The sequence below is a fragment of the Ensifer sp. 22460 genome (assembly GCF_052044935.1).
Taxonomy (GTDB): domain Bacteria; phylum Pseudomonadota; class Alphaproteobacteria; order Rhizobiales; family Rhizobiaceae; genus Ensifer.
In genome coordinates, this window is sequence record NZ_JBQENZ010000020.1 from 51,315 (window position 1) to 78,290 (window position 26,976).

Here is a 26,976-nt window from a genome sequence, read left to right on the forward strand (position 1 = left end):
CTAGCGCCCTCCAAAGAGACTGACCAGTCGAGAAAGCAGTCCCTTTCGGGCCTCCCACTCGATTATGCCGTTCAACACTTCTTGCTCACTCGCATCCGCATCATTCTCACCGGCGCCTGAAGTCTTGGCGGCATGATCTCCGACCTGTGTCCAGGCCGTTGGGTCGACAAACGTGCCGGTTGCCTCGTCGAAGATCCATGACTTCTCGTCGCTACTGCCGAAGCGCGCTATGCCATCGCCCCCGCCCGTTGCCGGTTGCCACGCGGCCGCCAGAGCGCCTCTGGCGCTTCCGGCCCAGCCGGATGCCGCGGCTGTCTCGTTCGCCTCGCCAACCCCTGGGATATGGAGATCCGAGGCGCTGATGCCGGCAAGTTTCATCAGCCGTCGCTCAGTCGGGGTTACGAACAGACCAAGCTCCTCATCGAACACCTGGGCGTCGTTTCGCGTTTCGGACTGGGTTGCCGGCAGCGGCAACCGGCGCTCGCCGACCTCAAGCGTTTCGGCCATTACGCCGCCGACAGCATCGTCGGCAGAGTGGACCAATCCGGCCTCGTGACCCATTTCATGGAGCAGGACCGAGAGCAGATCGAAGCGTCCCGCGGCTGGGCCGCCACCGATCGCCTGCCACTTACCGTCGACAAGGCTGTACTCCTCGTTATCCTGCGGCGTGAGATCGACGAACCAGCCCCGTCCCGCGGCGTTGCGGTCGATCCTGATTGCGCCGAACACGGCCTCGGCCAGTCGGTCGCCCTCGAGATCGACGATCTGCAGGTCGATCGTGCCGAGGCGCGCCAAGGTTGATGCATCGAGCAGTCCCGATTTCGCCCAGAGGGCGACGGCATCGTCGAGCACGGAGAGTGCCTGTCCTCTCGTGATCTCGCCACCGGCGACGGTCGTGCCGCCGGTCGCCGCCAGCAGATTGGTCGACGTGTTGAAGGCGGGATCGTTGGTACGGATCAGGAAGCGATCGAACGAGCTTGATCCGACACGTGACATCGTGCCGAAGCCGCCATCGACCAGTGCAGCATTGAAGCCATAGGTGCCGACGAGGCCGCCGTTCACCTGAATGCTGACCGCCGCCCCCTTGAAGATCACCTTCAAAGTATAGTCGACGCCGACATCAAGGACGCGACTGAAGGACTGATCGATCTTGTAGCCGCCCTTGGCACTGACGTGGCCGACAAGGACCTTGTCGTTGACGGCATCGAGGGCGACGAACTTGTAGTCGTTCGGACCATAGCTGTCGAAGACGATACCGCCCGTGCCTGCCGTCAGTAGCTTGGCCTCGAGTTCGAGGTAGGAGTCCGCCCGGAGCTTGGTGCCAAGGTTGAACGTGCTGATGGAAGCGCCGGCGGCGCCGACGAAGCGACCACCTGCGACCGTCCAGCCCGTGGCCGCCGTACCGCTCATCGGGAACCGGCTGGTTGCGTCGAAGTTGTCGGTATAGTCAAGCGACAGGTTTGGCGGCAGGATCTGAACCGAGAAGTTGTCCACCTTCGACTTGGAGCCATCGTTGCCGGCGCCGACCAGGCCGCGGTTGAGGCCCACGGGCACGCCTTCCTCGATCCTCGGTGCGAAGGTGTAGCCGAACCAGTTCACACCCGCGACCGTTACCGTGACGTTCGTGCCGTTGACGGCAACGAGCACGTCATAGGCTATGCCAGCCTTCAACTGGACGGGCTTGTTCGACTGGGCGACCTGGTGCCAGCCGCTGGCGTCGCGGTAGCCCATTTCGATCTTGTCATTCGAGATGTTGATACCCGCCCATTTGAAGTCGGTCGGCGAGTGGTAGTCGAAGATAACATAGGAGTTGGCCTTCCAGCCCGCCAAAGGCTTCTGAGCGGTGATCTTGGCCGAGATCTCGAAATAGATCGGCAGGTACTGGTCGGCATAGAAGACCGCCGCCGCCTGCCCCCATGATGTCTCGGACTCGACGGTCATCATGCCGCTCGAGACTGCGAACTTGCCCTGGTCGGCGGCGAACACGTCGAGCGTGCCGTCGTTGAAGTCGGCCGTGCGCAGAACGTCGCGTCGTCCACCGGGGATATTGCCCGGTTGCGGATCGGTCGGACCGCCGGTCTGATCCTGCCAGATGCCGTGATCCTTCTGCGTCACGAGTCCGATTTCGCCTTCGACTCCGCCCTGGAACTGCGACACATGGCTGTACTGGTCACTGCCATTGACGCTTCCGGTATCGGCCGTGCGGGTGATGTCGACACCATCGCTGAAGGCTTGCGCATAGAGGAAGTCGAAGAGCTGCGGCGGCACCTGGCGGCTGACCGTCGCGATGCCGAACGGAGCGAACGGCACGAGATAGCTGTTGAACTCGCCGACCCAATCGATCAGGCGGTCGCCGCCGGTGTTGCCGATCAGGATGTCGAGCCCGGCGCCGCCGAAGACACGATCCTCGTAGACCGGATGCGTTTCCGGCTGGTCGTTCATCCAGCCATTGGTGCTAAGCACATCGTCGGCATTCATGAGGTCATTACCCCAGCCGCCATAGATGTGATCGCGTCCTGTGCCGCCGACGATCCAGTCGTTGCCGAGGTCGCCGAAGATGGCGTCACTGCCGTCCGTATTGCGGTCGGCGAAGGCGATCGGTGTGCCGTTGGGCGAGAACGCCATCGCGCCGTTGACCAATGGTCCTTCGTTGTCGACCAGGTTGAGGAAATACTGGAATTGTGTTGGCGCAGCACCCGACTTCCAGACGGTTCCGTCAGCATTGAACAGAATCGTCCGGCGCGGATCGTATTCGTCATAGAGGAAGAATTCGCCGAGCTTACTCTGAACCGGCTTCGGTGCGTTCCACGGATCGGTATCGGCACCAAAGCGCAGGATGTCTCCCGGGTTCCAGGGCCGTGTGAAATCGGTGCGCACCAGCCCGACCACGACGCCGTTTTCGAAGCGCTGGGTGTAGCTGAGCGGCAGGGCTTCGCCGCCGCCGACGGCATCGTCACCGGCGCCGCCATGGATGAAGTCGTCACCGAGACCGCCGAAGATGATGTCGTCGACGACATTGGCGTCGAACAGCGGATCATCTGCGCCCTGAGCGTTCGGCTTCAGGTTATAGGGCGTGAGGTCGACGGATTTCTTCAGCTGGCCGCCGATATTGATCGTCTCGGTCTGCACCTGCCCGGGCGTGTAGATGAATTCGTTGAGCACGTCGCCCTGGCTGGTGCGGGTATCCGGATCGGTAGCAAGGAGGGCTAGGACGCCGTAAAGCGGCTCGGCATAGGTGGCGCTGTTGCGGCTCGTGAAGATCCGTCCGTCGTCGCCGAGGATGCCGTCCTGGCCGGTACCGCCAGAGATCCAGTCATTGCCCCAACCGCCGATTAGATCGTCATTCTCGGCATCGCCGAACATGCGGTCGTGGCCACCGCCGCCATAGGCGATGTCGTCGCCGGTTTCGCCGTGGAATTCGTCATGACCGCCGATGTCATTCTTCGCCCACAGACCGAATCCGTTGCGATAGGCCGCGTCGTTCGGGTTCGTCTTCGAGAACAGGTCAGGACGGAAATCCGGGCCGCCCGGTGTGTAGTCGAGAAGGTGCACGCCGCGGACGACAATGCGTTCGGCGCCGGTGCGGGCCGGATCGTTCACATCGTAATTGTACCGGACGTAGAGCTGTTGGTTTGCCAGCCCGTTCGGGTTGATATCGACGCCATTGATCCCGACAATACGGACGATATTACCGTTGTCGCCGACCATGGTGTCGGCATCGCGGGCATAACGCGCAGCCGCAAGGGTGCCGTCGCCCGGAAGGTCGAGGTCGTTCCGGTCGATTTCGGCGCCGGTACCGCCGAAGATGTAGTCGTCGCCGTCAGGCCGTGCATTTGCATCGGTCAGGCTGAAGAACGAGGACGAGCCGCCGACCAGGTCGTCCTGGCCGAGGCCGCCGAACAATTGGTCATCGCCACCACCGCCTTCGATGTAGTCCTGGCCATCGCTCGCAGCAGCAAAGGATGCGATCACCGTCAACGGGCCGATCGGATCGGCAACACCGCCCGACGTCCGGGAGGCGCCGACATGCGACGTGCCGGCGAAGGCAAGTTCGATACCGCCGTCGCCCTGGATGACGTCATTACCCAGTTGGCCGAAGATTTCGTCATGACCTTCGCTGCCGGCAATGTAGTCGTTGCCGAAACTGCCAACGCCGGCAGCTCCCTGGTCGAAGGCGAATGTGTGAAGGGTCGCATAGTCGACCGCATACTCGCTCCACCACGGCGCGCCGTCCGGGTCGCGGTAACGGCGTGCGATACCGTCGACCAAGAGGAGACCGCTGTTGTCGCCAGTGACGGTGCCGAAGCCAGACGGGATCGGCCTGTCGGTGCGGCTGTAGAGCAGCGCGCCGGCCAAGGTCTGGAAGCGCTTGCTGAATGTGTCGTCCAGCAAGTTGCCGTCGGCGCCTCCCTGGCGGGTGAGGTAGACGTTGTCGCCGAAGATGCGATCGTCCTGCTGATCGCCGTCCAGCATGTCATGGCCGGCACCGCCGACGATCACGTCGCGGTCAAGCCCGCCGAACACGATATCGTCGGCGCCGTTCTGCAGCTCGGCCGACTTGATCGCCGTCACGAGCACGAGCTCGGTCGTCTGGATTCGCTGTTTGAGACCGGACGGCAGGTTCGGATCGTCCACGAACATCTCGATGATGCCATGGTCGGCGAAGATGATGTCGTCGAAGTCGCCGAGTACGCCGGCCGCAGCGACGGCACTCGGGCCGTAGCCGAGATGGGACGCTCCATCACCGAAGATCAGGTCACGGCCTGCCTGCATGAGATCGCGGACCGACGACTTCACCGGCTTGATCGTGGTGCCGTTGGTGTCGGTGTTCGGGTTGGCGGAAGGCAGCGGGCTGTTGTCGACCGTGTCGATGAAGAGCTGGCGGGTGAAGATGTTCACGTTCACGCCGCTGTCGCCATAGATATGATCGACGCCGCGGTTGCCGATGATCAGATCGTCGCCGGAACCACCGGCCAGATGATCGCCGGCCTGGCTGCCATAGATCGTGTCGTTGCCCGCGCCGCCATAGATCGTCAGGCCGACGCTGGGCAGACTCCCCCCTGCAACGCCCGCAAACAGTGCGCTGGCGTCGATGACGTCGTTGCCGGCGAGCTTGTAGGGGTTGGCGAGCGGGAAGACCCACTCATCGTCTTCGTTCTCGCCATCCTGCAGTTGCGGGAAGGGATCGAACGGCTTTTCACCGAATTCCATGCCGAGCACGTTGTGCGGTTGGCCGGAATACCAGATGCCATCCTGGCTGGTGTCGCCATAGATGACGAGCGGCGAGTTCGGACCGGCGCCGCCATTGACCTTGATGTAGTCGCCGCCGACGCGCTTGCCGCCATCGAGCGTGGTGTCATAGCCGAACACGGTCAGTTGGACGCCCGTTGCCGGTGTCAACGCCACGTTCTGCAACGTCATCACCGCGGCAGTCAGCGCCTGGATCGTGAACAGTCCGGCATAGCCGCTGACATAGACCTTCTGGCCGACATAGAAGCCGTCTGCTTGCCAGCTCCCGGCGCTGCGCGTCAGGCTGTTGGTGGCAACGTTCATCGTGCCGGAAGCCGTGATCGTGCGTGCTTCGGCGACATGCAGAGAGCGTTCGGCGTAGCTGTTGAACGCATCGGCCGGCAGCGAGACGCCGGCGCCCTGCCCGATGTGGGTGTTCGGCGCGCTCAATACCAGGGCGCTGAGATCGCCCCAGGTCAGGGCCGAGTTCGGCGGCGGCGGAAGGGTCGCGTCGACGATGGCAAGGATCGTCCGGGTGTAGGTCTCGCCCTCAAGCTGGATGACTTGGCCGACCTGGTACCGGTCTTCGGACCAGTCGCGCCCATCGAGGCGGGTCACGACGATCGAGCCACCGCCGGCACTGGCAATGTTCATCTTGCCGGCGCTTTCGAGGTACATGTTGCCGCCGCCGTGGACGAGCGTCAGGCCGCCATGCGCACCCTGCACATAGAAGCTCTTGACCGCATCGTTCTGTGTGGCGAGCAATGCGCCTTCTAGCTTCAGCGAGAGGCCGTCATCGGAGATCTCGATGATGCGGAAGTCGCGCTTGCCGTTTTCATCGACCATGGTGATGAGGTGACCGGCAAGATAACCCTCGTCCGCCCACTTGATGCCATCCTGACGGGTAACGATGCCACCGGTATAGGTCGGATCGATACTGACATCGGTGACCACCGTTTGCAGGATCGCGTTGGTGACCGGGTTGATGCGGTTGATGGTCCGGGGCGCGTCGCTGACGAGCGCGAGCTGACCGCCGGTGACGCGCATCGTCGAGCCGACAATCGAGACGATCTGGTATTCACCCTTCGCGAAGTCCTCGTCGATAGTGATGAAATCGCCGACCGCAAAGCCGGTCCATGAGCCTCCATCGGTACGCACGATGATCCCGCCCGCAATCGTCTGGGCGACGTCGACGGACTTGTTGACGGTGATCACGTCCTTGTCGATCGCGGTGATGGTCAGTGCGCCGCTGGCAACGCCAGCGAGCGATGGGCCGCTGAGAACCAGGATCGAATTGTCGTTCGGGTCGGCGCCTTCTTCCGGATGCAGCGGATCGATGAGGGCGTCGTTGATCGCGACCACGGTCCAGGTGCCCACCTGCCCCGCAATCTTCACGGTCTGGCCGACGAGGAAGCCCATCGCCTTCCAATCGAAGCCCGCGCGCACGATCGTGCCGCCGTTGCTGCCGTTCGGCGTCACCGTGAAACTATTGGTGACCTGAACGGAGGGCGCCGGATCGAGCGTGCCCTGGATGACGAGGCCGTCATTGCCCTCGCCGAGCATCAGATTGACGACCTCGATGGTGCTTTGCGTCGCATTGGTGCCGAACTGGCCGTCAGAACCGACGCTGATCTTGCCGAAGCTGATGCCGCCCGGGAAGAAGCCCGATTCGCCGAAGGTCGGGTCGCCGGTTACCCCGAGGCCGAGGCTCAGATCATCGGCCATGTTGAAGCCGGTCAGCGTCGTCTGCGTCATGACGCCGTCGACATCTTCCTTGCTGGTGTCGTTGAAGATGTTGAGGACATCGATCTGTTGCGATTCCGGCGGCTGGGCGCCGATGGCGATCAGGAAGTCGTCCGCTTCACCCGGCAGTTTCAGGCCGTTTTCCAACGAACGGTCAGCGCCCGTCGGGCCGCCTTCAACAGCCAGCGGTCCGCGCAGCTTCGAGAGATAATGTCCCGAAGCCGGGAAGACCTTCACGCCTTCGCGCGTGACGGGGATGTCGTAGTTGTCGTCCGCCTGCAGGACGACCGTCTGCTGGATATAGTAGTTCCCCGGATTGAACGTCGCGACCGCCGCGGTGCGCAGCACCTTGACGCCCGCAAGCGTGCTGCCGACCGGCAGCAGTCCAGCGTTCTGCGAGGTGATCTGGATCGTGGCATCCTTGGTGTCGTTCTCGCCGCGAATGATCGCGATCTTGAAGTTGCCGATAACGTTGTCGGCGGCGTCGAAGACACGGATCCACTGGCCTTCCAGGAAACCATGGGCGAGCCAGCCGTCCGCATCGTCGGCAAGGCCGGCGATTGTCATCCGATAGGTGGGCGTGCCGTCCTCGATGACCGTATGGAACTGGATATTGCCCGTGAAGGCGCCATCGCTGGCGAGGTCCGAGAGGATGACATCGGCAAGCTGGCCGCCGGTACCGAACGTCCGGTCGACCTTGATGAACTTGCCGTCGACCGTGTCGATCGCGGTGATGTAATAGTCACCGCTGTTGCCGCCGGCGTTGCCGACGCGGATCTGCTGGCCGACGAAGAAGCCTTCATCGACGAAGCTGCCGAGATCGGCGCCCGTGCCGCGGGTAATCTTGCCGTTGAGGCCGTCATTGCTGAAGACGAGGTTGCCGTCGAAAATCTGCGTCGGCCTGAGCCCGCCGATGACCGTATAGCCCGAGCCGGGTGTGACGGCGACGCCGTTGACGCTGACGACATCCGCCAGTCCATCGGTGACGATCGCGACCTGTACGGTGGTGCTGGGCGCCTTCGTCAGCCGGATCGTGTAGTCGTCCGTATCGCTGCCATCGGCATTGAGCAGCGTCGTGCCGCCGCTTTCGAGCACGACGGCGCCGGCCGTGTCGTTGTCAATGACTTCGATGTCGACATAGCCGGGGCCGGAGCGCAGATTCGGGAAGACATAGTCGTGGTCGGCGTCAGTCGTCAGAACGTCGTCGCGCTGGAAGTAAATGACCGCCGTATGCGGATCTTCGCGCGGGATATCGTCACGCGCCTGAACGCCGATGCGAACCGGGTCATCCCAGTTGGTATGGTCGAAGGTTAGCCGCCAGTAGCCGTCGGCATGTTTGTACATGCGGTCGCCGACCGAGTTGAAGATGTTCGTCGGATCGTCGACATCGAAGATCTGGATATCCTCGTCGCTCGCCTCGTTGAGGAAGAGCTTGACGACGATGATGTCACCCACTTCCGGCGCCGTCGAAAGCTGAACGAGGATCTCGTCCGTCAACTGGGTCGTCGGGCTGCCTTCGATGACCAGCGACCGGCCGTCTTCGATGTTCGTGCCAGGCGCCACCTCGGTGACATAGATCCCGGGTGTGTCGTTGTCCCTGACCAGCACCTCGACGTTGCGGACGTCAGCCGCGTCAAAGGGGTCTCCATCGGGATATTCGGCATCGATGTCGATGACATTGGTGTCGACGCCGCTCAGATCGGAAATCACGCTGTGCTGGATGACGACCACGCGGTCGCCTTCTGCCCGCGGGTCGTCCGGCGCATAGACGTAGACCATCTGCGGATTCATCCAGTTGCCGCTGTCGAACCGCAGCACGACCGCGCGATCCTTGATGATCTGCGGTACGCCGTTGACCATGACAACATGCTGGAAGTCGCTGTCGGTGACGGTTCCGCCGGGGTTGACGGTGGACAGCCAGACCGTATCGCCAAGGCCGTTCGGCAAGGGCGCTGGGTTCAACAGTGTGCCGTCTTCCTCTTCCTGCGGCGAGCGTGCCGCAGACACGGTGACATAGACCACCTGGCCGGCGAGCGGAGCGATTGCCAGCTTCACCGTGTAGCTGTCCACATTGATCGGGCCGCCTTCGCGCGCGGCAGTAAAGCCGCCGGTTTCGTCGATGCGGATGATGCCCTCTTCTCCGGAAGCGACGTTGTAGTCGAAACCGTCGACCAGCACACCGTCGTAGAGCGCGTCACCGGACGTGACGAGATGATCGACAGCACCGGAGGCCCCTTCGAGCTCGCGGGTCACGATGTCTTCGGTCACGTCGCCGGTGACGTTGATCGTATCGGATCCCAGGCCGCCGATGACGCGATAGGCAACGCCGAAAGCGGTCGACTGGACAAAGAATTCGTCGTCACCTTCGAGACCATCGACTTCGACCACTTCGATCGTGGTGTAGCGCACATTAAGGCCGGCGCCGAAAATGCCACGTTCGGTGATCGCAAAGTCGTCGGCGAACTCCGTGCCGAGGATGACGAGCTTGTCGAAGCCCGTGCCGCCGTCGACGGAAACCGGAGCATTGACGTTGTACTGGACCTCGTCCTCACCACCACCGGCGCGGATGTCGGGCGCCCGCGCAACAGAGAACCCGAGCCCGATGATCGGCATGGCAACGCCCTGGTCGTCGCGAACGATCACGTCGTCGGTGTAGTCGTCGGGCGTGGAATCGGCGTCGGCGAAGTTGATGACGCCATCGCCATTGGTGTCGAGCGTGACAGCCGGCAGGTCGTCCTGGTCGATCATGCCGTCGCCATTCCAATCCTGGTTGGCAACAGCGGCGATCGCAAAGGCGCGCACGATGAACAGGTCGTTGTTGTCGTCGCCTTCGAGCCTCAGCTCAGCCTGGTTCGAATAGACACGGAACTCGTCGTTGCCGGTTCCGCCCTGCGCGACCAGCGACGCACTGATGCCGGGGCTCAGCCAGCCGCGTGTCGTAGCAACCATGTCCGGGAAGACGTCCTGGGCGAGCAGGCCGCCGCCGAAGAACGGCGTGACGCCGTTTTCCGGATCGTCGGTGCGCTTGTTGCCGAAGATCTGCCCGATCTGGAAGGCGTCGTCCCCCGCTCCGCCCTGAAGCGACACGATCGCCGTCGTATCGTCGGAATAGAAGTTGTCGTTACCGCCGAGGCCTTCGACGGTGACGCGACCATTGAGGGCCGTGTCGTAGTTGATGCGTGCGCTCTCGTTCGACGGTTCGTTGTCTTCGATCGTGTCCGCATAGGTGGTCGGCTGGCCATAGACCATCGCGACATAGGCCGGGCGATCAGCCGTTTCATGCGGCAGATAGTTCGCGCCGCGCAGCAGGAAGATGTCGTCGATCGGCTTGTTGCCGTCGCCGTCCTTGCCGTTGAATGCCGAGTTGTAGCCATAGACGTTCAGAGCATCGACGCCGTCGTTGGAGCGCCCGCTGTCGAGCACGTTGATGACGTAGTTGCGGTTGAAGTCCGTACCGGCATTACCGAGGCCCGGATTGTTCGAGCCGAGCGTGTAGACCTCGTAGAGGTCGCTGCCGGAGACACCGTCGAGCGTCAGCGTATGTTCGGCTGCCGTCGTCATGTTTGGTGATGTCTGCGTCGCTGTATCCTGCAGGTAGTAGACCGTGAAGCGATCTTCGCCGTCGGCGTTGGTCGGGTCGAGGTTCTGGCTGCCATAGGCCCGCGTCTTCGAGCCGAGGAAGATATAGCCGGGGCTGCCCTGGCTGTTGGTGCCGCCGGCGCCCGAGGGATCGCCGAACTGGATGGTATCGACATCGGTATTGCCGAAGATCCAGGTCAGATTCGTCGGGTGGGGTGCCGTCGTCTTCGGCGCGGCTGTCCCGACCGGCGTCCCGTTGGTCTTGTTGCCGGGCGTTACTGCGGCATTGGCGATGATGCGCCCGCGCAACAGCATGACCGAACCGAAGCCGATATCGGCATTGGCAAGCAGGGTGATGGCCTCGTCGAAGGCGGTGACGTCGCCATAGATGTCGATCCGCTTGGCGGCCAGGATCTCGCTGTTGGGGTCGAGTGTGACGTTGTCGCCGACGCGCAACTGCACATTGCCCTTCTCGGCGAAGATCTGGCCATGCGGGATGAGACGCTCGGCATCAGCCTGGAAGGTCGGGAAGGTGAGGCCGTCCTCGGAGAAGCGTGCGCTGCCGCTGTGCAGCAGGTCGAGGTTCTCGCCCTGGACCGCCGTCTCGCGCACGGTGATGCGAATGTCGCCGTCATAGGTATGGGCGAGCACGAGCCTGAGGTTGCCGGCGCTCTCGCCGGGATTAACGGGTGCTTCCGCCAGATAGATGTTGTTGTCGGCTTCCAGCGCGACGTCGTCGTTCGACGAGCCGCGTGAGGAATCGATCTCCAGATCATTGTTGAAGGCGCCGATGGAGCCGCCGCCATTGGCGTCGAGATCGATGCTCTGGCCAAGCAGGTCGGCGAAATCATCGCCGGCGCCGTTGTTGCGCGCATCGAGGATCGAGCCCGAGACGGTGCGCAGCGAGATGTCACGCGTCGTATGGACCGTGTGGACGAGCAGATCGCCGACGACTTCATCGAGGAAGATGCCGAGCGTGCTGTCTGCGGTCGTATCGAATGCCCTGAGGACACCGAGGCCACCAAGGCCGTTGCGGATGTCGACGTTGATCTCGAGGAAATCGGTCGGCAGGCCGATACCGCCAAGCGGTGAATTGATGTCGAGCAGCGTCGGGTTGAGAACCTGCGCAGCGACCTGTGCATGGTTCGGGTTAAAGAGACCGACACCGGCGGCCATGGTGATGTTGCGGCCGGCGACATCGGCTTCGACATCGCCTTCCGTCAGGCCGCGCGCATCGAGAATGCGTCGCGGCGAATAGAGCAGCACGTCCGACGCGGTCGACTTGATCCGCTCGACGCGCATGTCGCCGGTCTTTTCGCTCAAGGCGATATAGCCGTTGGTCACCACATCGATATCGCCGTTTCCGGTGATTTCGGTGATTCCGAGGACATTGATCGTCGTTGCGCCGGGATCGGGATTTGCTGCAGCGACGATGATATCGCCACCGCTGGTGACCGCTCCGGCCTGGAGGCCGGGCAGAGACCGATTGCCGGTAGCCGGATCGATGCCACGGAAGTCGTAGGTGGAAGCGATCGGCGTGTTGCCGGTTCCGAAAACGCCGCGGCTCAGCTCTTCAGGAAGGCCGCTGTCCGGCCGGAAGAAATTGTAATGGGTGATCCCGGCTGCCTGGCTCGGCGCCTTGACGAGCACGCCGCCCGAGGCGCCTGCGCCGCTCTGCTCGAGGCTCGCCTGTAGCAGCACATTGGCGCTATCGCCGGCGCTTATCCGGTCGATTTCGACAATGTAGTAGCCGCCGCCGAGGTCTTCGCGCAACAGGGCCTTGAGGTCGAGGTTGATGTTCTGGACGGCATCGACGGTAAATGTCTCCGCCGCAATCAGGCTGTGCTGGTTGGTGAGCGGCCCGCTCGGCGAAAGATTGATCGCGACACCGGCGAGGGAATTCGCCAGCGTGCTTGCCAGCCTGACGCTCAGGCCGTCGGAGGAAGCGATGACATAGTAGTAGCCGCCATCGACGAGCCCACCGATCGCTGTGCTGACCGCGTCATAGCGCACGAGTTGGCCGGTATAGAAGCGGTTTTCGTGCCCGAGGAAGATCTGCTCCGTCAAGCCGCTGACACGGCCGGTATCGAAGGTGACAAGCTGCGGCAGGCCGGCGCTGTCGACGATGTCGATGTTGACGCGGTTCCCTGTCGTGCCGACGTTTTCGTCCGCCCGGATATTGAGGATGTGCGTGCGGATCAGGGATTCCCGGCCGTCGCTGCCGAGCACACCGCGATCGTTGGTCGCGAAAACCGATCCGTCGGTATTGACGATCGAGGTGGTCCCGATCGGGTTTTCGATGGTGCCGTTGATATAGATATCCGACCGGCCGCCCGTGTCGGTGATCTCAATCAGCGTCGGCGCCACCTCGCGCTCGATGTTGAACGTCAGGGTCACTGTCTTCGACGGGTTCAACCAGGCAAGCGGCTGCTCGTCGGTGACGACATCGATGTTGTTGATGACGATGTCCTTGTCGGACTCGTTGCGGATCGTAACGCGCTGCAGCGTGTCGCGGAACGTCCAAGTGCCGCCGGAACCGACCATCGTGTCGGAATCGAAGACGACGTCGCCCGGGCCGGGATTGACGATGTCGTTGACGACGATGTCGGCGCTCTGGATCGTATTGCCCTCTCCTTCGCTGCTGCCACCACCGCTGGCGCTATCGTTGACGGTCACCTCGACCGCGACGTCGATCTGGCCGTCAGCACCGATGACGAGCTGTTTGACAACCAGTTCTGGCGAGCGGCCGGAGAGAATGAGGACATCCGAATTGAAGTCGATCTGTTGCGGCCGCTCGTCGGGGCTGCTGCCATCGGAGCCGCCGGCGGCAAGCGAACGCTTGCTGTGGTCGGCGTCATCCGTCTGCGAGATCGAGCCGTTGACGGTGGAAGCATAGAGCGCCAGGTGTTCGCTCGATGCCGCGGGCTCCTGCGGGTAATCCGGATGGCCGAGAACACCATCCGCATTGTCGCGCGGGCCGGCCGTGATCAGAGCGCCGGCGGCGCCGAATATCTTCGACGCCACGTCGGTGTCGTTGTGCGCATCGGAATCGACGAAGCCGAAAAGGCCTGTGGCACGGGCATAGGACTTGGCATGCGTCTTGACGTTGTCGTAGCGGGTGACGAGGTCGACGCCCTCCCAGCCGGTCAGTTCGGCGTCGGCATTGATGTGCACTTCCGCCTTCGGCCGGGCCGTTATGGTGCTTTCGGCCTGACCTTCGCCATAGAAGCCGGCGCCGCGGCCGTCGCTGCCGGCGAAGACGTCGAAGCGCCCGACTTTCGCGCTGGCAACGGCCCGCTTGGCGCTCAGAACAGCCCGGTCGCCGAGCGTTGCGATCGTGTCGGCCTGATCCGGATCGGGGTTCGGATCCGCAACACCGATATAGACATGGGTGACGGCGTCGCCATCTCCGCCGAAGCCGACGCCTGAACCGGTCGACTTGGCGGAAACGCCGGCTTCGGAATAGGCGGTTAGCCGTGCCAGTTCGCCGGCGACGACGATCGCGTCGGCGCCGATCGTCGCGGCACTGTTGTACTCGATCCAGACTACGGTCGTCGGCGAAGCCAAGCCAACGGCACCGCCGGCGCTCGCATGCGACGAGGCTCCGGTATTGGCATTGGTGCTGGATGCAACGGTGACGTTCTTGCCGGCGACGATGCGCGTGCCGTCCCCAACCGAGGCAACACTGTTGATGTCCTGGTAGCTGTTGGCATCCGCGTCGCCGACGGCGACGAAGCCGCCGGTGCCGTTGACCGCGTGCGCCGTCGTATTGGTGGTGGCCGATGTGGTGATCGAGACATCGCCGCTCGTCGTTACAAGCGTCGCCGATATCGTGGCGGTCACGTTCGGATTGCTGGTGATATTGGCGTCATTGCCGTTGACGCCAACAAAGCCGCCGCCGGAACCCTTTGAATAGGCCGAGGATACGCCGTCGCCTGACTGCGGCGCGATTTCGCTGAGCGAGACCTCGCCTGGGCCGAACAGGAACTGGCCGCCAGCTACCGACGTCACTGCATCGTTGATGTCGATCCGAAGCTGTTGCTCGCTCGTGCTGTCGCTCGATATGTCGACGGCCAGCGCGCCAATGCGATGGTTGGCGTAGGGGCCGGAAAGCCCGGTCGGCGTCAACGTCATCTGCGTGCCGCCGGAAGGCGCGTCCCACAGTTCGAAGGTATCGTCGCCGGGCCCGCTGACGCCACGGACATAATAGGTCTTGCCGTCTTCGAGCCCGCCGATTGGCAGATTCTTGGCGTTGATCAGCGAATGGATGTCGTCGGCAGTCTTCGCCTTGTTGGGCGTGAGCGTGATGATCGACTGATCGAAGGTCTTGGTGAGCGTCGTTTCAGTAACACTGTTGACGACCGACAGGATCAGCGTGCTGCCGCTGACGCCGGTAACGGTGTAGGTACCGCTGTTGGCACCGGCGCCGCTGATGAACAGAGTACCAGTTCCAAAACCGAAATCGGCCCAGTTCTCGCCATCGGTACGGATGATCCGGTCGCCGGCCCCATTGCGGACGAACTGAACCTGTTCGGTGACCACGTCATTGCGTTTCAGTTGGATCGTCGTCGAATTGACGACGTGGACACGGTAGGTCTGGCCATCAGACAGCCCCCCGATCGGCGTTCCGGGCGCTCCCGTTTCCGTTTCGACGTTGTAGACGACGTGCTCGCCCTCGCTGAACCCATGGTTCAGCGCGTTGCCGTTGTCGTCAAAGAAGCGAATGTTGTTCTGCGTGCCGTCGTCAATCGGTGAGCCATCGGGATTGAGTGCCGTCGGATGGACATCGACCTGCCGGCTGACGAAGGTCTTGGCGTCGGGCGCGTCATAGGTGACGGCCATGCCATTGGTGAACCCATGACCGGAGATCGTGATCTGATTGCCGGCGATGTCGTCGGGCTGGAAGTTCTTGAAGTAGTTTTGCGGGTTGACCGCCTTGTCATGCGTATTGACCAGTTTGATATGGGACTCGTCGATAACCAATACGTAGTAGAGATTGCCTTCTGTCAGGCCGAAGCTGTTAACCGTTTCGTCGGGCCCGGCATAGTAACGCACGGCATCGCCGCTGATGAAGCTATGCGCACCCTGGAAAGTAATAATCTCGGTTTCGGAATCGATGCTTGCGGCATTGAAAGTCGAGCCGAAGTATAGCTTGTTCGGGTCGACATTGCCGCCATCGATGACGTTGATGACGTTGTACTGACGGTTGACCGCCGGATCCTGCGGATCAGGCCAGTTAAGACCGGGGATCACCGCGCCACCGCTGCCGGCATCGTATTCGACGGTATCGCCGGTCACGAGACCATGGTTGTTGACGGTGATGGTGTTGGCGACACCATCGGCGTCGACGACTGCATAGTCGGGCTGCGTGCCCGGAATGGGCGCTGCAATCGCCTCGACCGAAACCGTGCCGGTCGCATTGATGACGCTGCCAGTGCCAATGGTGCTGGAGACGGTCGGGCTGACATTGGTCGTGGCATCGGAATCGCCGGCGCCGAAAACGCCGCCGATCGTCACGCCGACGACCTTCGAATCCCCTTCCGTGTTAGCGAGTGCCTTGAGCCGGATATGGCGTGCGGACTGAACGGACGTGTTGTTGCCGATGGTCGCCGCAACGGAGGACGGGCTTGCGGTTGCCGTGGCGCTGTTGAGCGTCAGCGCCCCGAGGACGCCCCCGCCTGTCGCTTCCGCAACGGCGAGCGCGCCGTTGATCGCAAGCGCGTCGACCCCGATGTCGCGAACCGAAACGATATTGGCATTCATCGCTGCGTTCGACTGGCCGTTAGCGGTCGCTTCGGCATCGGTTGCACCGACAGCGGCCGCACCGAAGGAATTCGCCTCGGTGTTGGCGACGGCGTAGTTGCGCAGGCGCGACTTGATATCGATGTCGTTAGTAATGGTCAGGCTGCCGCCCGCGCCGATCGTAGCGTTGACGATGGCGTTGGCCTTGGCGGTGGGCACGGCGCCCTGGCCGCTGAACAGGCCGCCACCCGAGGCTTCGGCAAAGGCCTTGGCGCCACGATCCGTCGCCGTTTCGCCGGCGAAATTGTGGGAGGCGAGCATGACGATGCCGCCGGCTGTAATAGTCGAATTGCCACCGATCAGCGCACTTGTCGTCGGTACGACATTCACCGTCACGAAGCTCGTGCCGACCGCGCCGATACCGATGGTGAGCGCGAAAACATCGCCCTTGGCATTGTGGCTCGAAAGCGCTTCCAGCGTCACGGTGCCGGTGGCATCGATGTTTGCGCCGCCAAGGATCGATGCTTCGATGTTGGTCTCGACATCGATCAGCGCAAAATTGAACGAGAGGCCGAGCGCACCGCCGGCGAGCGCAAAGGTCTCCGCCTTGGCGTCGACGGTCGAGTCCGCATGCACAGTGATCGCACCGACCGTGTCGGTCTGGCCGATCTGGCTGCCAGCCCCGATGCTCGCCAGAGATTCGATCGTGTTGTCGTCGGTATCGCCAATATTGAGGTCGACATAGGAGGCGCCGGCCGCCAATAGGCCTGCCTGTATGCCCGTCGTCGTGACGTCGAAATCCTGCGTGTTCGATGCGGTAACCGACAGCAGGTTTGCGCCATCCACCACGGTTCCATCGAGCAGGCGCGCCTGTACGCGGCTGGTATCGTTGATAACGATGACCGAGGCGCCGAGGCCAACAAACCCGCCCTGGAAGGCGACGGTGGTTACATCAATCTCTTCGTCGAGTTCAGCTTCGACCTTGATCTGGTTGCCGGCTTTGAGATTGCCGCCGGCCTTTGCTTTGACCTGCTCGGACACATTGAGAACCGTAACAGCTGCGCCGGCGCCGACCAGACCGACGGCGGCGTTGCCGATCAGCAGATCGACCTTCATGTTCTGGCGCGATACGACCAGGATATCGTGGCCGGCTTCCACCTCCGCACCGGCTTCGATGGTCGCAGTGGTGCCATGCTCCTCACTCGTTGGAGCCAGGGCAGCATTCAGGTCGGCGGCAGAGAAGAACGATGGGTCGCTCAACCGGTTCGATGCGCCCTGCATATTGTCCCGGACGCGGGAATCGGCTGTACGCGCATTTCCGTCGCCGCTGAAGCCGGTCATCTGACCGGTCAGTTCGCCGACGCCGCCGTCGGTCTTCTCGCCAGCATCAGAAGCGGCGGTGTCGCCACCGCCCGTGGTAGCATTGTCGGACGTGCCTTCTTTCTCGTTGGTATAACCGTCCTTGAAGTCCTGGCCGATCGACCAGACGGACACCGACGCACCGAGGCCGACGACGCCGCCAACGCCGCTGAAGGCAAAGCCCTTGAGGACCTGGATCGAGTCCGCGCTGACGGCGACATCGTTGCGCGCCAGGATGTCGGCATTCGCGCCGATCGAGGCGGTCGTATCGTTCTTGATGCTGCCGAAATCGATGCCGCCGCCAATGCCGACGAAACCGACGGCTGCCGACCCGGCAAAGGACGTGATACGAACATCATTGGCTGCGTTGACGTAGACACCCTGTGCCAGGCCGACATTGGCCGGGTGGAGCTTGTAGTTGGCAAAGCCCTGGTTGATCGCGGCACCATCGCCGATGGCGGCCAAAGTGTCGGAATCGATGATTGTCACACTGACCGCGCCGGCAATGCCGACATAAAGCCCGCCCGCGCCGGCAACGGCTATGTGGGTGACGACTTCGGACGATTGCGCCTGGACGATGACACCATGGGCCTCACCCGAAAGCGTCGAGAAGCCGGTCGGGTCGCCACCGCTCGTGGCGATGTTGCCGTTGAGCACATTCGCGATGCCCGCGCCGTTGGCGCGCGCATCGATCGAGGCATTCTCGCCAATCGTCGCTTCAGTGTCCTTGGTGACGTTGACGACGCCAACGGAGCCAGCGGCACCACCGCCGGCGAGACCGATGGCGACCGCACCGGAAACGATGGTGAACTGCGAGTCGTCCTTGGCCATGACGGCAACGTCGCCCCCGGCCTCGACGGTCGAATCCCCAATGCGCGCAAAGGTGTCGGCATCGATCGAGACGACCGAGACGCCGCCGGCAAGGCTGACGGCACCGCTGAGCGCCAGACCGGCGGAGACGACGAGAACCTTCTCCTTCGCCGTCGCAATGACCGCGACGTCATTGTTCGCATCGACCAGACTGTCATCGCCGATGATCGCCGTCGTTTTCGTCGTTACCACCGACACGTCGACGGCCGGAGCGGCAGCAGCAGATCCGCCGACGGCGGCACCTGCGCCAACGCCCAGATGGCTGAAGTCGCTCGCCGCCGCGACCAGAACCGATTGTCCAGCATTGCCGCTGCCGCTCATGTCCTGATTGATGCGGGCATCTTCCCCGATCAGCGCGGTCGTCGTCGTGTTGAGTACGTTGACCGCCGCACCGACGGCGACACCGACGGACCCGCCGCCGCCGACGCTGATGGCCGCCGTTTCGATATCGTCCTTCGTGCTTGCCGAAACCGCCACCCCGCGGAAGCCGCCATCAACGGCGGCCGTCGCCGTCCGCTGCTGGGTCAAGCCCGGATCGGTTGGGGTACCGTCATCGCTCTCATCCTGGTCGAGGTCATTGAACTGGCCGAGGCCCCCGCCCCCTTGCTTGACCGGCACCCCCGCTTCGAGACTGTCCTTGCTGACCTGGCCGTCGGTCTGCGGGTCATAGCCATCGCCCATGCTTTGCGATCCGGCAAAGCTGATGTCGAACCGGCCAGTGCGTGCAGCCACGCTGTGCTGGCCCTCGCCGGTCACGCGCGCGTCTTCACCGATGAACGATTCCGTCGTCTTGGTGACGACGGCCACACCGGCTGCGACACCGACGCCGGCGCTGCCGCCGACGGCAACGCCGCCGACGATCAGATCGAGCTCCGTTTCATCAACCGCCTGCACCAGCACGCTGCCAAGGGCGCGAACGTCGGTCAGGCCCGCATTGCCAATGCCGTCGATCGGATCGTCGCCGATGAAGGCGCGAGTCTTCACGTCGAAGATGAACACATCCGCCGAGACCGTGATTGCGGCTGAGGAGGCCCCGCCGGCTGCGACCGAGAAGGAGCCGACGTCCTCGTTGCTGGTCGCTTCGACCTTGATGTTGCCATCGGCATCCATATCCATGCCGGAATCGATCGATGCCTGCGTGGTCTTGATCAATGTCGCGATATTCACGCCGGCGCCAACTGCGGCGCTGCCGCCGGACGCAGCAAGCGATCCCGCAACCGTCAGGAGATCCGTCTCGCCATAGGCGTAGACGGCAACACCCGGATCGTTTGCACCGGACTGGGCCGTGACCGCCGTATTCGAGCCGATGCGCGCGATGGTCGTTTCCGTCAGCACCGTGACAGCGACAGAACCAGCCACGGCGGCGCTGCTGGTCGATACACCACCGGCGGCGGCGATCGTGGTCACGTCCTCGGTCGAAATGGCCGAGACGTCGAGGCCTGCCGGGCCGCCGGTTTCAACGTCGGCGTGGCCGCGGATCTCGGCTTTCACATCGTCGATGTGAACGAAGACCGTGCCGCCGATGCCGATGCCGGCCCCCTGCCCGAAGGCGATGCCGCCGGCGAGCGCAAAGATCTTGGCGTCACCGGTTGCCTTGACGGAGACATTTCCGCCGGCATGAAGCTCGGATTTGTTGAGTGCTGTTCCCGTCTCGAGATAGGCTTCGGTCGAGGTGTCGAGCACGACGACACCGACGGACGCGGCGACGCCAGAGCCGCTGAGGCTTAAGCCGAAGGTGGCGGCAATCGAGGTGATGGTGTCGAACGAATCGGCATTGACGAGGATATTGCCGGCAATGGCACCTAGATCCGCAGTTCCGCCGACCCAGGCGCTGGTATTGCGGATGATGACATTCACGTCGAGGCCGATGCCGACACCGGCATTGCTGCCGCCGGACAGTCCGATGCCGCCAGCACCACTGACCATGGTCAAGATATCGGTCGCTTCGACGGTCACCCCGCCATTGCCGTCGAAATCGGAGCCGTCATTGATGAAGGCATGCGTCTCCATGAAGACGACGTTGACGCTTGAGGAACCGCCCACCGCCGTTCCGTTGCTTGCCGCAACGCCGGCAGCAAAGCTGGTCACCGCCAGATTGCCGATGACAGGAATGCTCTCCGTAATCGGCAGCAGTTCGGCATGGGCCGTGACACCAATCGCGCCGCTCGCCTCGGCATCGACGCCGGTCCCGACGTCGGCCTTGGTGTTGAGATCGTTGACGATATTGATGGAAACCGCGACGCCGACACCGGTGCCGCCATTGAGGCTCAGCGCCGCGCCGCCGGCGATGCTCTGCATCTCGTTGACGCTGACCGCATTGATAGCGATCCCGCCGGCGTTGGCGTCGAGATCGGCGTTGTTGCCGATGATGGCACTCGAATTGACGTCGAGATAGTTGATCGCGACGGAGCCGCCGACGGCGGTGTTCTTCGAGACGGCGCCTGCCAGTGCCCGCGCCTGGAAGGTATTCCTTTCGCCATCGGCCGTGATTGCCCGCACCTTGATCGAACCGGCGGTAAGATCGGCGCCGGAATTGACCTGCGCGGTATTGTCGAGCAAGGCGATATTGAGGCCGACAGCGGCGGCAACGCCGGTATTGGCGCTCGTGTTGGTCGCCGTCGCCGTGCCGAGCGCACGCGCATCGGTGGTCATGGTCGCAGCGATTTCTATCGCGCCCGAAGACCCGATCACGACATTGCTTGCGATCGTCGCGGTGTTGTCGGCGTCGAGGAAGTTGACGGCGATCGTTGCGGCGACGCTGGTCCCGCCCTGTGTCGACTTACCCGTCTCATTCGTGCTATTGCTATCGGCGGTGCCGAGACTGCTGCTGCCAGATTGGGTCGGCGCCTTCGAGCCGCCACTCTGGTTCTGCGCCATGTTCGTCTGGTTGCTGCTCTCCTGGTCGGAATTCGCCTTCGAGGTATCATTTCCCTTAGCGCTCGCCTTGGACTCTGTCTTCGTGTCGAAAGTCGACGTGGCGGTGACACTGACATTGTTTGCGCCGGAGAAGTTCCTGCCGACAAAGGCATCGTTGGTCACTTCGGCGATATTCAAAGCGAGCGAAACGCCGACGCCGACATTGCTGCCGGCCGCTTCGCCGTCGCCGAGCGTGTGGATCGTGCTGGCATGGCTCGCCTGCGCGGCGAGATTTCCGGTCAGCGTGATCGCACCGCCAGCACCCGAGCCGATATGTGCATCCGTGTCATTATCCACGTAGGCGACTGCAATTGCGCCACCGACGGCAGTGTTGCCGGCTGCGCCCGCCTTTGCCGTGGTGGTGACCGTATCGTTCGAGGTGGCAAATGCCTGGAAGTTGCCGGTGTTGCCGCTGATCGTTTCGCCGTTTTCGATCCCGGCGAAGGTCGTGTTGAGCGAAATACCAAGCGCTATCGATGCGCCGACACCAGTGCTTCCTGAGCCGCTGCCGGCACCATGCGCCGTCGCTTCCGTCGTCGATTTGGTCGTGTTGGTTGCCTGCAGGCTGACATTGCCGCCAGTGAGCGTCACGGACGTCGTGCCGCCACCGCCGTGGTCGAGCCCAATCGTGCCGAGCGTATTGGTGGTTGCAACGCTCAACGCAAACGAGCCCGCCACGCCGGTTTCGCCGCCGCTCGCACCTGACGTGGATTTCGCACCGAAATTGTGCTCGGCATTGCCGCCGACCGTCTTCATCGTCGCCGATGCGGTGAGGCCGTCGGCCGTGATGTGCGCGCCGGCGCCGACCGAAGCTTCGTTGCGCATGGTCGCGACGTTGATGGCAACGGCGACACCGACGCCGGTGCCACTGCTCGTGGTCGTCGCCTTGCCGTCGCCCGTGGCACTGGCATTCATGTTGTTGGAGGACTGGAGCTGAAGCGCTCCGGTGTCCCCACCTTGCCCGGCAATGATCGTGACGCCATCACCGATCGAGGCGACGGCAAGCGACGAGGAGACGTTGAGGGCGAGCGCTGCGGCGACGCTTACCTGGCCCCCGCCGGTACCGCCCTGGCTCGTTGCGGACTTGTCACCCGTGTTCGTCTTGCCCGATTTCTCGTTGGCGAGTTGCTTTTGTTTATTCTTCTGGTCGTCAGTGGTGGTGTTGCCGCTGTCGCTTTCCTTATCCTTGTCCGCACCCGCGGCACTGGCTGTAGCCTCGGCCTTGCTCGCGCCATCGCCATGGGCTGAGAAGCTGACATTGCCATCCGCAGTCATGTTGCGGGCGGTGCTCGCCGTCGCGCTGTCATCGACGAACGCAAGTGCAATAGCGGCGCCGACGGCCGTATTCCCGGCGATTGCGTCACCGAGTGCGGAAGTCGCGCTGTCGCCATGGTGGGTCGCGGTCGCGGCGAAGGCGCCGTCAAGGTCGATAAGGCCTCCGGTGCCGAGCTTTGCCTCCGTCACATTGTCGGCAACAGTGATCGCGATGGCGCCGCCAACACCGGTACCATCTTCGGCTGTCGCGCCGGATTCCGCCGTCGTGGTGGTCTTGTGGCTACCGGTGGCGTTGAGCGTCAGGTCGTCGAGGCCGGTGAGGACCACGGAATTTTCGACCTTGGCCGATGCCGTGTTGTCGGCTGCGTTGATGGCGAAGGAGGCTCCGACGCCGGTGCTGGCACTCTCGGCATCCGCCTCGGCGACCGCGCTGCTTTCCGAAATATTGGAGACCGTCAGCGAAGCGTCGTCGCTGCTGAGCGTGACGCTGGCGGAAGGCCGGATCGCCGATTCTGCTGTGGCATCCGACACGTTGAGCGCAAACGATCCGGCAACGCCGATGTCGCCACCGCTGGCGCCGGAGGTCGAATGCGCTTCGAAGACGTTCTTCTGGTCGCCGCCGACATTCTTCATGGTGGCAGACAGGATGACGCCGCCGTCGGCGTTGACAACCGCACCGTTGCCGATGATCGCCCTGTTGCTCATGTCCGCGACGTTGATCGCCACGGCGGCGCCGACCGCCGTGCCCGAGGTTTCGCTTTCGAGCGTCGCGCTGCCATCGGCGATGGCCGAGGCATCCATGTTGTTTTTCGCCTGCAGGCTAACACCGCCGGTTCCGGCGCCGTCGCCAGCCGTAACGGTGCGGCCAATGGCGATGCTGGCCAGCGCTTCGCTGTCGGAGACGTTGATCGCAAGCGCGGCCGCGACGCCGACATCGCCACCGCTGCCACCGCCGGTATTGGCGGTCTGGCTCGTGTTGTCGGCATCGCCGGATTTGCTGTTGGCGAAGTCTACCTGCTTCTGCTTCTGCTGATCGGCCTTGGTGTTGCCATCGGCGGATTCGTCGTTCTTGTCGGCGCCTTTGGCGCTGGCTTTCGCTTCCGCCTTGCTGGAGCCATCGCCGAGCGCCGACAGGCTGACCGAACCGTCGGCGCGCAGATTCCGGTTCGTGGTCGAAATCGCACGGTTGTCGACGAAGGCAAGCGCAATCGCGGCGCCGACCGCGGTCGAACCGATCGCCGTGCCGTCAGCCGTGGTCGTGCTCAGCCCATGATGTGTTGCCGTTGCCGAGAAATCACCGGTTATGTCGAGCTCGACATCGTCCGTCCCGAGCGAGGCGCGGGAGGTGTTGTCGATCACGTCGATCGCCACTGCGCCACCGATGCCGGTGCTGCCGCCGGTGCCGCCGGCTTCCGCCGTCGTCTCGGATTCATGGCTGCCGGTTGCCGAAAGCGTCACGTCGTCTGCGGCCGTGACCGTCGCACCGTTTTCGAGCTCCGCGATGGAATTGTTGTCGATGACGACAAGAGCCACCGAGCCACCGATGCCGGTCTCGCCGGCTTCACCGAGATCATCGCCATTGGGGGTGGCGGCCGTCTCGGCGTGAGTGGTCGACGAGGCCGTGAGGCTGAGGTCCGCGCCATTGAGATCGACCGTCGCACCGGCCTCGATCACGGCTTCGACGTCGGTCATGATGATGTTGATCGCGAGAGCCCCGGCGACATTGGTTTCGGCGCCGCCCGCACCGGCTTCCGCCGTCACGACAAAGCTGTCGCCGGCATTCAGCGTGGCATTGAGCTTGACGGCGCTCGCCGTCAGATCCGACGTTCCAGCGACATAGGCACGGGTGGTTACATCGGCGATGCCAAGCGCGACAGCCACGCCGACGCCGGTCCCGGCGCTGCCCGTAGCCGAGCCGTCGGCGGCTGCCGTGACGCTCTCCGTGGAGGTCGCCGTCAAGGCAAGTGTGCTTGCGGAAACGAGGGTGGAACTATCGAGATAGGCTTCCGTCGTTGTCCGGTAATCGGAAACCGTGACGGCACCTGCGAAGGTGATGTCGCCGCCGCTGGTCGCCGCCTTGTCCGAGGTATTGCTGTCCTGGTTCGGGTCGGCGAGCCGCTTTTCGGATTCGCTCGTGCCATCGCCCTGGTTCGAACCACCGGCGCTGGAGATCGCGGTGGTGCTGACATTGCTGGTCAAAGTCGCGCTGAAGGCGGCGGAATCGGGCAAGTTACCGCCATTGGCGTTGAGCGACGAGTTGCCCGCCATATAGGCGCGCGTCGTCGCGTTCACTTCCGAAACGGCAACGCTCGCGCCCTTGGAGCCCGAGCCGCCATCCGCGGTTGTCGTCAGTGCCAGCTGGGTGTCGGCGGTCAGCGAAACGGCGCCGGATACATTGAGGGCGCTGCCGCCCAGCACTTCTGTGATGGAATCGCTGAGAACAACCGTCACGGAAACCGCAGCATCCTTGGTCGTGTCGTTCTCGCTTGCATCGCCTTCGTCTGCTGCGGTCAGCGAAACGCTGACCGAACTGCCGGCCGTCAGGCTCACGGCCGTCAACGTGCTGCTGTCAAATCTGATCCTCGCCTCCGGCAGAACGGTGACGATGACGCCTTCGAGCGGCCCTACCTCCGCAGTCGAAGCCGAAACGGTCGCATCCGCCGTCGCCGAAATCTGCACGGCGCCAGAGGCGGTGATAGTCGCGCCGCTGAGGTCGATGATCGCCTCGGGTGTCGCGAAATAGGCGCCGCCGGTGATTTTGCCGTCGTCTTCGGCGAGCGCCACAAGGGTGACCGTCGTCGCCGAAACACCACCTGAAACCGTGATCTTTTCGGCATGAACCGCCAGGGCGCCGAATGTGTTCGTCCCCTCGATGAAGACTTCGTCCTTGCCGTCATCGCCAGCCGTATCGGCAGCGTTCTCGCCAAAAACAGTAAAGCTTGCAGCCCCGAGATTGACACCGGTAACCGTTAGGACATCCTTCGACAGCAGCGGGATCCCGAGGTCGGCGCCAAGTTTGATTGTCAGGCTGTTGGTGGGCTTGGCGAACGTGACCTTCTCGAAGGTCGGGATAAGCGACAGCGACTCGAGCGTCAGAGTGCCGTCACCGTTATCCTTCAGCCTTGCTTCGTCGTCGAAATCGCTGGTCGCGATAATACGATCGGCGACGACCGTATTGTCTGTGATCGGCTCCAGGCCATCGTAGCGCAGAACCTGACCATCGCGGGTGATCGTGCCGGACGCGGGACCGGTCGCAACGTAGGTGACGGAATGGAAGACGCCGCCATCGAGAACGAGACTGTCGAAGCCGCCGGCACCACCGTCCATGACGCCGGTCAGACCGCCGCCAGCTGAAACGAAGAAGGTGTCCTCGTTGTCGGCAGAACCCCTGAGATTCTCAACCTCGACGAAAGACACCCCTGAAACGTTGCCGGAATTCAATCCGGTTATGTTCCAGTCGGTATCTTCCGGCGGTCCGATCACTGCGTCACTGCCGGCCCCACCGCTCAGCAGGACCTTTCCCGAAACGGCGTTGTCGAATCCATTATGGACGAAGGTGTCGTCGCCGGCGCCGGTGTCGATCGTCAGCTTCAGATTGGGCGAAGCAAAGGTGTAGGACACCAGCGCGCCACCATTGATGCTGTCAAGCGTCGAGAACCCGTCTCCCGGCGTGCCGGCATCGCTGAGACGCAAAGTCTGCCCCTCGCCCGTCATGTCGGCAAAGATCCGCTCCTGCGCGGTTGTCGCATCGGTCACGGTCGAAACGCCACCGATACCGATCCGATGGCTAATCTCGCCGTCTACGGCGGTAAACACACCGGAGCCTGCACCATCGACCGCGAACTCGACGAGATCGAACACGCCGCCGGTCAGCGAGAGTCTGTCGTCGCCGGCGCCGCCTTGAAAATCGATATCGAGCGCCTGAAGGAAATCCGTGCCGAAATCGATTGTCAGCGTGTCGTTCGCAGCAGTACCGGTCACCCGGATATAGTCGATTTCCGCAGCATTCCGCTGTGCAACGAGGAGGCTCGACCTGTTGTCGTAAACCTGGACCGCCTGGATCAGGTTGTCATAGCGCAGGCTGTAGTCAGCGCCGCCATCACCGACCATGTCCACCGCAAAGGGCATGATATCGGCAGACAACAGATAACGGGGCTCAAGCGTCTCGAGAGCGAGCCCGGTTAGATGGCTGGTTTCCGAGCGCGGTGTGAAGCTTCGTGCCTTCCTGCCACCGAACCACCGGAAAAGGCGTTCGATCATCGC

Annotated in this window: 1 protein-coding gene; it reads right to left on the reverse strand. The window is 63.1% G+C overall.

The window, feature by feature from the left end; genetic code table 11:
• A complete protein-coding gene (locus ACTJKM_RS23110) occupies positions 1-26,973 on the reverse strand; it encodes an LEPR-XLL domain-containing protein (RefSeq protein WP_440661025.1) in 26,973 nt (8,990 codons plus the stop codon).
• Positions 26,974-26,976 lie beyond the last annotated feature (3 nt).